The organism is Nitrospirota bacterium (assembly GCA_035516965.1).
Lineage (GTDB): Bacteria > Nitrospirota > UBA9217 > UBA9217 > UBA9217 > MHEA01.
The window spans coordinates 26,555-38,717 of the sequence record DATIZR010000060.1 but is presented as its reverse complement, the minus strand read 5'-3'; the positions used below and the strand labels follow the sequence as shown (position 1 = coordinate 38,717).

Here is a 12,163-nt window from a genome sequence, read left to right as displayed (position 1 = left end):
CCGTGGCTGCTGACCGTGACAAGCGTTGTTGACCCGTTACCGGCCGTCCTCGGTCCTGACTTCTCCCTCCCGGGGTGGAGCAAGGAGGAGTGAGGGGAGATTTCCGCGCTGAACGGCCATCATTTCGCCGGCACTACGTTCCGAACCCGCCCTCAAAAACGATCTCCTCGAGCTTCTTTCGATTCGAGGGAACTCCCGCTCCTGCAGGGCCGGCGGCAGGTCTGCCTTGTTCCCCGGACGCCCGACAGCCGCCATGGCCTCCACCTGGTACTCGTCGCTCACGTTGAGCCCGGTCTTCGCCAGGTCGTAGCTGAATCCCTGCATGCCGTGGACGACAAGGCCCATGAAGGACCCCTGGAGCGCAAGGCTCACCCAGGCAGCGCCGGTATCATAGGTATGCGTACGGGCGGGCTTGCCGTTATAGTCGAAAGTCGTTTTCGAGATCACCACGATGAGGACCGCTGCGTTCTTGCACCATGCCTGGTTACCCGGCGTCAGAAATCCGAAAAACTTTTCCCAGTGCGGACCGCTCCTCAGGGCGTACAGGAAGCGCCACGACTGATTGTTGTTCGAAGACGGCGCCCACCTCGCAGCTTCGAACAGCCGCATCAGTTCCTCCCTCGTGATCTCCTCCCCGGACATGGCCCGCGGAGACCAGCGGTTCACGAAGATAGGGGAGATGTCGTGGTCCGGTTTTCGATAATCCGACATGTTGGAGACGATTGTCAAGAAGCCTCCGTGTTTCAATATCACTCATTCCTGCGAAAGCGGAAATCCCGGGGTCTTTAACGACGAATCTGAACCGCTGGATTCCCCCGTATGAAGTACGGGGCGGGCTTGCAAGCCCGGAATGACAAAAGCATCGGGTTACGCTCAGCTCTACCCGCCTTCCTCCTTAAAATTGTATTACCTCATTTCGTTCAATAAATTCCGAGCCGATGCCGGCTCATGCATTGCCGCGGCGCGGACCTCTTTCCACCGTCTCCGGAGCTTCTTCACATCCTCGCCCCTTGCCTCCCGAACCCTGAGCTGCCTGTCGATCGCATCAAGCCGAAGCATTGCATCGCGGATGCCTTGTTCGAGGTTCCGGTACTTGACCGGATCGGACTTCGGGATCGAGAAGTCCCCGCTCGTTTTCCAGATATCGCCCAGTTTCATCCATGCGGCGAAGTTCTCGATCTTCCCGCCTTCCATGAGTTTCATCGGGGATGCCGCCTTGATGTCCTTTACGTGGATCCCGTTCCTGTCGGCCACGACCTTCTGGCTCCCGTCAAAGGGCTCGGCCCCCTGTGAATCGAAATAGTGCCACGAGACCCTGGCAACCTGGGTCCCGGAGTCATGACAGCTTCCGCAGGTGCGCGACTTGCCGAGCGGATGGGCAACCTCCTCGACCTGGAGCCACGCGAGATAGTTGTTGTTCCCTCCGGGGAAGTTGAAGGTCCCGAGCTGCGCAAAGGCATCGTGCGTCTCGCCCTTGGGCCACCGGAACGTGAGCCCCTGCCTTGCTGCGATGGTCTCCTTGAACCCGCCGACGCTGTTCGGCCAGATCTTGGTCGGCATCCACGTGCCCTTCTGGTCCCTGATCAGGATCGGCGGTTCCTGCGGGCCGTAATATAATGAATACTTCTTGAACGGGTTCGGCCTGGAGGCGATCATGCCCGGGCCCCAGGAGGTCATCTCGTAGCCGCCGAGGATCTTCACGTGGCAGGCCGCACAGGCTACGTTCTTGTGCACGCTCTTTGCCATGGCTTCCTCGACCTCGATGTGGCAGTCCTGGCAGGTCGCCTTGCGTTCGATATGGCCCATGCCGCCGGGCCCGGTCTGATGGCAGTCAACACACTCGATCTTTTTCGAGACGTGAACGTCCTCCGGCAGGCCTGCCGGCTCGGAAAAATCCTTCCCGAGATAGCTGTCGCCCCTTCGCCGCTCCATGGTACCCGCATGACAGACGAAGGTGCTCCGCCCGCCGCCGGTGCAGTTCGGCGACGGCGGCGTCCTGCTGAACGCATGGCTGCCCCGCTCGCGGCTGGGCGCATAGTGGCAGTCGAGGCAGCCTGCGTGGCAGATGTTGCACGCCTTCTGCTTGGCGATGGCCTGGTCGTTCGTGAGCGCAAGATTGATCTCGTTCAGGATCTTCTGCGTGTTTTCGAAGGAGAACCTGTTTCCTTCCGCCCTGCCGACCGGCAGGGTGTCCGCAAAGGACGGCCCTCAGTTATTCGGGCCGTGGATATCGTTCCACGTCCTCATAGACCGCTGCCGGAAGTTCGCTCCCATCACGCTCGTACTGAACTGCTTCACCTCGTCGGCATGGCAGCCTGACTTGCCGCAGGTCTTCTGCGCGATGGCGGGATCGTACCCCAGCGTGGTCGTGTTCCGGTCGTGCCAGAGGAGGGTGCCGACATCGTAATCGAGGGAGCCGTCAGCGAGGCGGGGCAGCATTTCGCGCATCCGGTCGGAGCCGTCGGGAAGCAGGCGATTGACATGCCCTTTGCGCGGCATGATGTTCAGGTCGTTATCGAGGACGATGAGCTTCAGCATGCCCCTGTGCGCCCCGGCGGGATCGCCGGAGAGGCCGTTCCCCAGGTGGCAGTCGCGGCATTCGGTGTTCGGATGGCGCGACTCCTTCTGGACCTGCTCGCGGGTCATCACGAACTGCGGATATCCGAGCGAGGCCATCCTCCCCTTGTCGGCGTGGCACTGGACGCATCTGTCGCTCGACTGGTAGCCGCGGTAAAAATAGCTGAAGACGAGCACGAGCAGAAGCTGCACGAAAAGGAGCGACATGCCGCGCCTTGTGCCGAACAGGTTCCCGAGTCTTCCGATCGTCATAGCGTGAAGGATACCACAGGGAAAGGGCCAAAACAAATGGAATGTTATCAAGCCATCATGAAAGGAGGTCGCGGGAAGAAAGGAAAATCGCCTTTAGCTGATACAAACAGGTTCCCTCGTATTCTCCGCTGACAGCACTGCCGTCACCATGACCGGTCAACCGCGCCGCGGCGCCGGGAGAAGCAAAACCTCTCAGAACAGCCGCTCCATGGCCTCATCGACGCTCTTCACGCCGAGGAGTTCCATGTTCCTGAGCGCAGCGGTCTTCTCCAGCTTTTCGACGCTCGCCGCGGGAAGGATGCACCGGGTGAACCCGAGCTTGGCCGCGTCCTTGAGCCGCGATTCGGCCTGGCTGATCGCGCGGACTTCACCCGCGAGACCCACCTCGCCCATGACCAGGGTCTGGGCGTTGATGGCCTTCTCCCGGAAGCTCGATGCCACGGCGGCGATCACGCCGAGGTCCACTGCGGGTTCGTCGATCCTGAGGCCGCCCACCACGTTCACGAACACGTCCATGCCCATGAGGTGCATGCCGACCCTTTTCTCGAGCACGGCCAAAAGCAGCGACACGCGGTTGAAATCCACGCCGATGCAGGTCCTGCGCGGCATGGTGAGCTTCGACGGCGCCACGAGCGCCTGGAGCTCCGCCAGGATAGGGCGCGTGCCTTCCAAGGAGGACACGACCACGGAGCCCGTGGCGTCCGCCGGCCGCTCGGCCAGGAAGATCTCCGAGGGGTTGGCCACCTCTGCCAGGCCGCTCTCCTTCATCTCGAACACGCCGATCTCGTTCGTGGAGCCGAAGCGGTTCTTGACCGCGCGCAGGATGCGGAAAGCATGCCCCCGGTCGCCCTCGAAATAGAGCACCGTGTCCACGATGTGCTCGAGCACCCGGGGACCGGCGATGGCGCCGTCCTTGGTCACGTGTCCGATGAGGAACGTGGGTATGCCGGTGCGCTTCGCGTGGACCATGAGCCTCCCCGAAACTTCCCTGACCTGTCCCACACTGCCCGGAGCGGAAGGCAGCTCAGAAGTGAACACCGTCTGCACCGAGTCCACGACGATCACCTGGGGCTCGAGCCCGTCGGCGGCAAAGATGATATCATCAAGCGACGTCTCGGCCAGCACGTAGAGGTTCTCCGCCTTTACCCCGAGCCGCTCGGCGCGCATCTTGATCTGGGACGGAGATTCCTCGCCCGTTACGTAGAGCGCCTTTCCCCTGAGCTCCGACACCTGGCGCAGCATCTGGAGCACGAGCGTGGATTTCCCGATCCCCGGATCGCCGCCGATAAGGACCACGGAGCCGGCGACAATGCCGCCTCCCAGCACACGGTCGAGTTCGCCGATCTTCGTCACGAACCGGTCCTCGTCACGCGCCTGGATATCTCCGAGCAACAGGGGCTCGGAGCCGTTCCGCCGCTTCGCGATCCCGGCATCCCTCGGCTTCTCGACCCGCTCTTCGACCATGGTGTTCCACTGGCCGCAGTCGGGACATTTTCCCATCCAGCGGGGAGACTGGGTGCCGCAGGACTGGCATACATAAACGGTCTTGGATTTCGGCGTTTTCATAGGGGATATTCTAGGGGTTCATGGCCGGAATGTCAAACCCATCATCCTACTACTTTAGCTTGACAAAAATTTGTCCAGTGTTATGCTATTAAGAACAAAAAGGTGCAGGGAGGAGTTTCTCATGAAAAAGCAGAGTGCTATTCTAACCATTCTCATCATCCTGATCTTTCCGACGCTGCTGCACGCAGCTCCATTCTCGATCGTCGGTCCCCGCGCCCTGGGCATGGGCGGAGCCTCCGTTGCAGCGGTCAATGATTCGACGGCAGTCTACTGGAACCCGGCCTCCCTGGCCGACAACCGCCGTGTCGACATACGGATACCCGTTGAGGCCGGCGTCAAGGACCACATGGGCATCAAGGACACCTGGACCAATATCAATGATATTTTCCCGCTTGTTCAGGCAGGCGACCCCGCGGCCATCACTCAGATGCAATCAATTCTGGCACAGCTGGACAAACCCAAGACGGGTGCGGACATCGACGGGTCAACGGGTCTTTTCGTTTCGATCCCGGTGTCCAAGTCGGCCATAGCCGTCAGTGCGATGGGATTGGGCTATGCCGGCGTCTACCCGACGATTGACTCGCTGCACACCTCGGCCACGCCCACGGACCCCAACTTCGTGGCGTTCAATGATTCCACGGCGACGGGCATCGGGATCGTGCTCAGGGAGCCGGTGCTCTCTGTGGCGACATCCTTCGCGGAAAAGCTGTTCATCGGGGTCAATGCCAAGATGATCTATGCCGACACCTACGTCAGTTCCCAGAGCCTGACGTCGACGACATTCAGCACCTTCAAGGACGATGTGAAGAAGAACAAGACCTCCAGCAGCAAGGCCTCTCTGGATGCCGGCATATTGTTCGTGCCCGTTGAAAGCTTCCGCATCGGAGTGGTCGGCAGGGACCTGAACAAGCCGTCCTTCCCGGTCGCAGGGCTCTTCGCACAGAAACAGGCGACAGGCGATGTCACCCTGGTAACGAGGACCGACGAGGTGACCCTGGACCCGCAGTACCGGGCGGGCCTTGCCTGGCGTCCCTCCAAAACCTTCACCCTCTCGGCAGACTATGATCTCAGGAAGAACGAAACCCTCACGCCCGGTTATGAGAGCCAGATCGCCGCGGTGGGGCTGGAGAAAACGTTCCTGTCGGAAAGCGTCATCGTAAGAGCGGGCGCGAACAAGAACACGGCCGACAGCAGCTCGAAGGCAATCTACACGGCCGGGTTCGGCTTCCGGATCTACGCATTCAGGCTGGATCTGGCCGCGGGGTATGACTTCAAGGAGCGGCAGGGCGATGCTTCGGTCGACATTGCGCTCAGGTTCTAAGATCGATCGGGGGGCAGAATTATAAGACGAAAAGAGCCGGCCTCAGGGCAGGCTCTTTTTTTCGTTGCGGCTGCCTGACAGGGGGTCAGGGGAAGCGCTTTCAGAACCTCGGCGTCGGCTCCGACAGCAGCCCGCCCAGCGTAAGCTGGTAGAAACCTTCGGGGTCGCGGCCCTTTAACAGTGAGAGCAGCGCGGCCTGCTCATGTACCAGACGCTCCGAGGGCTTGAACCTGATCAGGAGGTTCATCATACCCCGTTCGCGCAGCACCAGATCCCCCGTGATCCGGACCGTGAGCTCCTTCCCGTTGAGCTCCAGCTTCTTGATCATCAGGCGGTCGCCCCTCACATCCGCCTCGACCCAGCCATTGTCGAAATCCAGGTCGGGGATTGCAAAGCCCTTGATCTTGAGATCCCGCGACGTCACGCCTTTCACCGAGAGACGCCCCTTGCCCGCATCATTGGTCATCTCGAAATTGCCGCCCACCTTCCCGGTCAGCTTGAAGCCTGCGTTCCGGAGCAGCGTGTAGGACGAGATGTCGAGCCCGTCCGCGTCCAGCATCACCGACTGCCTGCCCGGGCCCTGCTGCATCGTGACGAGCAGCTGGCCGCCGTACGCGGCCGCCTTCATCGAGACGGACATGCCTCCGCGCAGCAGGCTGAAGAGCGACACCGAGGTGTTCACCGACGGGCTTTCGAACAGCACCTTTCCCTGCTTGTCGGACAGCACCACGTCGGAGAGGAGGAATTGGTTGAAGAACCGCGGAGAGATGCGGGCGATGGACAGCTCGAGGGGCGTCCGCAGCCGGACCTCGGACTCCACCCGCGACTTGATCCGGTCGAAGGGGAACAGGAAGAGAAGGAAGAGCAGGAATGCGGCTACAAAATACGCGGCGAACGAGAACCTGCGGATGAGTGTATTTCTGTCGATCATCGGTGCTTACCCGGCGCTCGAGACCAGGATCGTGGCGTTCAGGAACTTCGGATTGTCGAAGCGGGGCTTGAAATACAGCTTCCGGATGCGCAGCGTCGCCTTCTCGAGCCGGTTCACATAGTTCACGACGTCATAGAGCGTAATGTTGTCCAGCCGCACCTCGACGACGCTCTCCTTGAAGGTCGCTGACTGGACGCCCGTCTGCGGCTTGAGCGACACGATCTTGCTGGTCAGGTTCGTCTGCTTGGTGATGTTCTCGATCTCCGTGAGCAGCGGCCCGCGCTGCGCGGCCACTGCCTGCAGCTGCTGCAGACGCTGCTGCATCTCGAGGTACTCACCCTTGAGCACGCGGATGTCGGCAAGGTCGCGCTCCTTTTTCGGGATCGCATCCCGCTTCCGGGAAAGGTCCCCGTAGAGCGGGGACAGCACGAGCGCGTAGAGCAGGATCAGGGCCGCCGCGATGCCGCCGTAGATCAGGACCTTTTTATCTCGTTCTTCGAGTTTCAAGTAAACCTCTTCCCTTGATAACCACGGATGAACACGGTTTAAACTACAAACCTTTCGTATTCCAACTTGGGTTGCGAAAAATTGATGATCAAACCGACTCGAATCCCGGAAATCCTGAGATAGTTCAATAGCTGCGCACGGTGTATGTCATCGATTTTCTCGACTGATTTTACTTCCACTATTACCTTATCCTCAACAACCAGATCGGCGTAATACGTGCCGATCTGGTTGTCCCGATACATCACTGTATTGTTGCTGCGGGACCACTTTTTTCTTTTTTAGTTCCACATCCCAGACAAGGGCATTGCCGTATACCTTTTCAAGCAAACCGCACCCGACTGCATTGTGGACATTAAAAGCAGAGTCAATAATTTCCTTTGTAACTTCTCTATGCAGTAGTTCCTTTTCAGACGCCATTTTTTAGCAGTTAACCGTGTTCATCCGTGGTTATAACGTGTTTCGATTCTCATCTTACAAATGCTTTTTTCCTGTTTTTAACCGTGTTCATCCGTGGTTATATCGCATGTCACAGCGCCTGCTTCAGTTTGATATCGAGCCGGAACTTCACCTTGTTGTCCGTCCCCATCCGGGTGTCGAGCACATTGACGTCCCCGAACAGCTCCGACTTCTGGAGCTCCGCCTTGATCTTGTCCACGGCCTCGAAGGAGCCCGCTTCGCCCTGGAGCTTCAACCGGTCGCCCTCGAGATTGAACTCCTGGAAACTGACGCGGACCTCTTTCGGGATCCCGTCGGTCACCGCCTTCATCGTGTCCAGGGCCGAGGTCCCGCTCCCGAGCGCTCCGAACTTCTTGCGGGCTTCTTCCAGGCTGCTGCGGAGCTGCTGCACGGGATCCCCAACGATCTTGGCATCGGGCATGGCCTGATGGTAGATCGCCTTGATCTCCTTGTCCAGCTTGCCGTAGGACGTCTCAACCAGGTAGAACTTCACCCCGAGGTTCACGGCGAACAGAACGGCGGCGATCGATGCTGCGATAACGACCGTCCTTCTTTTCCTGCGCATCCCCTCGTCGACCAGCTTGTACGTGAATTCCTGCTTCCGGAAGTTGATCTCCTCGGACAGGGCGATCCCGAGGGTCAGCGGGTCTGCCGGTTTCTTCCCGCCGTACTCCGGGACTACCTGCTCCACGGCAATGCCGAGGTCCGTAAAGAGAGCTTCCGAATCGTGGTCCGGGCAGAGGAAGCAGATCTTCTCGACCCGTTCTTTCTGTTCTATCTCGAGCGCCTGGAGCGTGTGCCGGATGCTTGCCGTCGAAGCGGAATCGGAGAAGCTCCGGAGACCCTTGACCGCCTGTCCGCTCCGCATGCAAACATCGCTGCCGCAGGCAAGGAGTGCGCATCCCTCGGCCTTCATCATGCGCGAGAGGGATTCGAGTCCGACATACGAGGGGACGACGACCTGCGGGTCGATCCCGGCGGCGGCAAGCAGGTCCAGGTGCTTCTTCAGTATCTCCTTCGGCAGCATTATGGCCAGGACCTGGGACTCCCTGGGCGCGGCGGAGTCCTTGCCGTTCGCGGCCGCGTTCAGAACGACATGGTCGATGACCACCTCGCCTAGGTCGAAGGGCACCAGGTCCTCCATCTCGAAGGGCAGTGCCTTTTCCACTCGCTTGCGGTCGGCAAAGGGCAGCTGCACGAAACGCTGGGTAAAAAGGTGCCCCGGAATGGACGAAACGATCTTCGCGCCTGCCCAGTCCCGCGCCTTGCTTTTCAGGATGTCCGTGAGCTCTTCATCGCTGGCAAAGGCCTGGCTGAAAGAATCTACGAGATCCTTTCGGCGGAAATCCTTCTCCACCACCGACGCCGCAACGATGCCCTTCTCTATTTTAAGACCGACGATCTTCACAACGAACTCCAGTAGGAGACGGTGTTTCCATTCACAATGGCATCGATCTGCTTGGTGACGGGCGATGCAGAACCTCCTACCGCGGCGCGGGCAGAGTACTTATAATACCCGGCCGAATGGGTAGTCAATAGAGTCGAGAGATTTGAGCCACTAACTTGCATCCTGATGATGCTCGATAACCTCCCTGTCGAGGTAAGATCAGCGTCAGCATATGGCGTATCTTTTCTGTCTTGTACGATTCTCTCCACATCCATTGCAGGTATACTAAGGCTTTGCAGCACGTCTGTTGAAGCAGTGTTAATGTTAATTGTAATTTTGTTCAGGCTGACCGGCGATACGGTCAGACTGTCAGCCACCTTGAAGAAATCATCATTGCTCATATACTGATGGAGTCCCGACAATAACAATAAGTTGACGCTGTTGATACCGCTGTTCGGGTCGGTCATCCCGTCCACTACTTTTTTATCGATTCCTTTCATAGTCTCAAAGAGCCTCGTCACAATCTCCTTCGTTGCTGGATCATTTTTTATATCATTGATCTTGATCTTGCCGGACTCATCCTCCCATTTGACCATGATGACCGTCGATTCGTCCGGCTGAATAGGCAAAGGATACCAGTCTCCCGGCGGTATCAAGCCCCGCAGCCCTTGGCCGCCGGCGATAAAAGCATTGATGCCGGACCGCGCAAGAAAGTATGCCCGCTGGCTGTCGCGGAAGTTGACGGCACTGTTCAGGCTGATGCGCGTCGCGTAGGCGAACTCGAAGATGAGCGCGATCAGGAGCGCCGTCACCAGGAGCACGATCAGCAGGGCAACGCCGCGCTCGTTCCGAAGCAGCGGCCTCAGAGGGGCCGAATCAGTGTCCGCGCTCATGACGGGTTCCCCACATCCACATGCGTGGTGTATGTCCTGCCGTTGTCGAGGATAATGGTTATCTCCACGGTTTTCGGCAAGCCGCTGCTGTTCCACCCGTTATCGGTCCAGTTCGTGCCGTCACTGGAGAGCGCGAAACGGAGCGTCTCTACGCGGTCGGTGATCTCGTACTCCTCGCCCCCTTGCCCCGCTCCCGCCAGGACATCATTACTCAGCTCGCGCTTCTCCCTCCGGTACAGCGAATATCCCTTGCCGTCCGGCTTCTCCTTGAGGAAGTAGCCGACCTCCCAGAGTTCCGTCTCCTTCGTGTTCAGCCTGGGCCAGCTGTTCGTGAGCGTGGTCAGGTCGATCCTGTCGTGCCTGATCTTCTCGCCCGTGGCCGCGCTGGTGTCCTGCAGTTCTTCCTTCTGGATTCTAAAGAACGTGGGCCCATTCGGGTCCGGCTTGCCCCAGGCATTAGCAATGTCCGTCGAGAGCCGGGTCATCAGCGCGCGGGCCAGGTCCGTCTCGTCCCGCATGGCTTCCGCCTGTTCCACGTCCCTCCCGGCCGTGGAAAAGCTCGCATAGATGACGGTCATGATCACGGCAAGGATCGCCATGGCAAGCAGCACTTCGAGGAGTGTGAAACCCCGGGAGCGACGAGGGACAAGAGACGAGGGACGAGCGGGAGAACCGTTAACTATATCTTCTTCTCTGTTTCTTTCCGTCTTCCGCACTCCGCACTCGAAACTTCTACTCATAGCTCACCAGCTCAACGCTCTCGTCCCTGCCGCCTTCCTTCCACAATACCGCCACCTTGAGCTCCTTTATGGTGACGGGGAGGGTCCCGGTCCCGGTTTCTATCGTAAGGGGAGCGATCGTCTTTTTCCAAGTGTAGTCCTTGTACTCCTCCTCCTTAAACTCGCCTTCGGACTCGTTCTCCTTCGGAAGATTCGCGCGATTCTGGAGCATGTCCGTCATTTCGCGCTTCGCCAGCAGCGTTGCCGTGGTCATATGCTCCGCCAGCAGCACATCTTCCATGCTGCGGTTCTTGACCCCGATCAGCGTCACGAGCACCATGGCCATAATCGCCACGGCGACCATGACCTCGAGCAGCGTGAAACCCCGGGAGCGACGAGAGACAAGAGACGAGGGACGAGCGGGAGAATCTTTAACCATATCTTTTTCTCTGTTTCTTTCCGTCTTCCGCACTCCGAACTCATGACTCCAAACCATGCATTATTTCTCCTCCACGTATCCATCGAGGAGCTGGGTGTTTCCCGTGAGCGCGTTCAAAACCAGGGAAAAATCGCGGTCGCTGCCGTCGCGGAGATGGATGATCGCATGCTCGATCCAGCCGTCCGGGGTGAAGAGGATAACGGGCTGGTCAGGGTGGCCGACAACAACGACGTCCCGAAAGGTCGTCTGGCCCGAAAGGCTCCCCTCGCCGGCGATCACCGACTGGAGCCGCTTGTACTCGAATGTCTTGTCCGAAAGCTGCGACGGCGCCTCGGCCCAGTACTTTCCGTCCTGGATGTCGAACACCAGGCGGTAGGCCGCCTTCTTCGCCTGCGACTCTTCATGCAGGAAACGGATCATGCCCGTGAGGTGCCGCGCGCTCCGCTTCAGGTTCGCCTCGCCGAGCTCGCCTAAACGCGGAGCGACGAGCGCTATCATGAAGCCGAGGATGACGATGACAATAGCAAGTTCGATGAGGGTAAAACCCTTGGGGTGCAGAGTGCCTGATGCGAAGAGAGGACCCTCCGGTCTTCCGGCCGGAACCGCGCTTTTTTGCTTCTCAATGCTCCTCACTCCGGACTCCATGCTCCGAACCGTCGGCCTACTCCATCTTCCAGCTCTGGATATCTGCGTTGTTCCCTTCGCCGCCCGGCTCCCCGTCCGCGCCGTAGGACACGATCTCATATTCCCTGCCTTCGTTGCCCGGAGAGAGGTACACGTAGTCCTTGCCCCAGGGGTCCTTGGGGATACGGGCAGGCTTCAGGTAGCCACCCTCGCGCCACTTGGCCGGAATGCGGCCCGATTCCGGTTTCTTGATCAGCGCGTCGAGCCCCTGGTCCGTGGTCGGATAAAAATTGTTATCGAGCTTGTACGCATCGAGCGCGCCTTCGAGCGAACGGATCTGCACCTTCGTGGTCTCGACCTTCGCCTTCTCCTCCTGCCCCAGGATCCGGGGCAGCACCAGGCCGGCCAGCAGGCCGAGGATGATGACGACCACCATGATCTCGATGAGGGTAAAACCTTTTTGATTCTTCATGAACAACCTCCCGAACATT

At 59.2% G+C, this 12,163-nt stretch carries 12 protein-coding genes and 2 pseudogenes; 1 reads left to right on the top strand and 13 read right to left on the bottom strand.

Features of this window, described 5'->3' with window-relative positions:
* Window positions 1-133 precede the first annotated feature (133 nt).
* From VL197_08860 to radA, 4 genes and pseudogenes are all read right to left on the bottom strand, one after another.
* Window positions 134-711: pseudogene (locus tag VL197_08860) on the bottom strand (nitroreductase family protein).
* Window positions 712-906: 195 nt separating this feature from the next.
* Window positions 907-1,932 (bottom strand): cytochrome c3 family protein, encoded by a 1,026-nt coding sequence (locus VL197_08855; GenBank protein HUJ18090.1) that lies wholly within the window; start codon window positions 1,930-1,932, stop codon window positions 907-909.
* A gap of 276 nt (window positions 1,933-2,208) precedes the next feature.
* Window positions 2,209-2,829: a hypothetical protein gene (locus VL197_08850; GenBank protein HUJ18089.1), complete on the bottom strand. Its 621-nt coding sequence runs from the start codon at window positions 2,827-2,829 to the stop codon at window positions 2,209-2,211.
* Window positions 2,830-3,021: 192 nt separating this feature from the next.
* The gene (radA, locus tag VL197_08845) at window positions 3,022-4,395 is read right to left on the bottom strand and encodes a DNA repair protein RadA (protein HUJ18088.1); all 1,374 of its coding nucleotides are present in this window, start codon (window positions 4,393-4,395) and stop codon (window positions 3,022-3,024) included.
* A gap of 121 nt (window positions 4,396-4,516) precedes the next feature.
* Between radA and traF the strand changes: the two genes are divergently transcribed.
* On the top strand, window positions 4,517-5,716 hold the full coding sequence (gene traF / locus VL197_08840; protein ID HUJ18087.1) for a conjugal transfer protein TraF: 1,200 nt from the start codon (window positions 4,517-4,519) through the stop codon (window positions 5,714-5,716).
* A gap of 100 nt (window positions 5,717-5,816) precedes the next feature.
* Here the strand turns inward: traF and gspN are convergent, their stop codons facing one another.
* The 9 genes and pseudogenes from gspN to gspG form a co-directional block, all read right to left on the bottom strand.
* Window positions 5,817-6,647 carry a type II secretion system protein GspN gene (gene gspN / locus VL197_08835; GenBank protein ID HUJ18086.1) on the bottom strand — a complete coding sequence of 277 codons (831 nt, stop codon included), beginning with the start codon at window positions 6,645-6,647 and terminating at the stop codon, window positions 5,817-5,819.
* A 6-nt stretch (window positions 6,648-6,653) separates the two neighbouring features.
* Window positions 6,654-7,154 (bottom strand): type II secretion system protein GspM, encoded by a 501-nt coding sequence (gene gspM, locus VL197_08830; GenBank protein ID HUJ18085.1) that lies wholly within the window; start codon window positions 7,152-7,154, stop codon window positions 6,654-6,656.
* A gap of 38 nt (window positions 7,155-7,192) precedes the next feature.
* Window positions 7,193-7,546, bottom strand: a pseudogene (locus tag VL197_08825) (GxxExxY protein).
* A 134-nt stretch (window positions 7,547-7,680) separates the two neighbouring features.
* Complete coding sequence (gene gspL, locus VL197_08820; protein HUJ18084.1) at window positions 7,681-9,018, bottom strand: type II secretion system protein GspL; 1,338 nt, start codon at window positions 9,016-9,018, stop codon at window positions 7,681-7,683.
* Window positions 9,015-9,890, bottom strand: coding sequence for a hypothetical protein (locus VL197_08815; GenBank protein HUJ18083.1), 876 nt, complete (start codon window positions 9,888-9,890; stop codon window positions 9,015-9,017). The genes gspL and VL197_08815 overlap by 4 nt, the downstream gene beginning before the upstream one ends.
* Window positions 9,887-10,630, bottom strand: a complete 744-nt coding sequence (locus VL197_08810; GenBank protein HUJ18082.1) for a prepilin-type N-terminal cleavage/methylation domain-containing protein — start codon at window positions 10,628-10,630, stop codon at window positions 9,887-9,889. The genes VL197_08815 and VL197_08810 overlap by 4 nt, the downstream gene beginning before the upstream one ends.
* The gene (locus VL197_08805) at window positions 10,623-11,048 is read right to left on the bottom strand and encodes a prepilin-type N-terminal cleavage/methylation domain-containing protein (GenBank protein ID HUJ18081.1); all 426 of its coding nucleotides are present in this window, start codon (window positions 11,046-11,048) and stop codon (window positions 10,623-10,625) included. Before VL197_08805 ends, VL197_08810 begins: the two co-directional genes overlap by 8 nt.
* A 60-nt stretch (window positions 11,049-11,108) precedes the next feature.
* Window positions 11,109-11,681 carry a prepilin-type N-terminal cleavage/methylation domain-containing protein gene (locus VL197_08800; GenBank protein HUJ18080.1) on the bottom strand — a complete coding sequence of 191 codons (573 nt, stop codon included), beginning with the start codon at window positions 11,679-11,681 and terminating at the stop codon, window positions 11,109-11,111.
* A gap of 28 nt (window positions 11,682-11,709) precedes the next feature.
* Window positions 11,710-12,144 carry a type II secretion system major pseudopilin GspG gene (gene gspG / locus VL197_08795; GenBank protein HUJ18079.1) on the bottom strand — a complete coding sequence of 145 codons (435 nt, stop codon included), beginning with the start codon at window positions 12,142-12,144 and terminating at the stop codon, window positions 11,710-11,712.
* Window positions 12,145-12,163 lie beyond the last annotated feature (19 nt).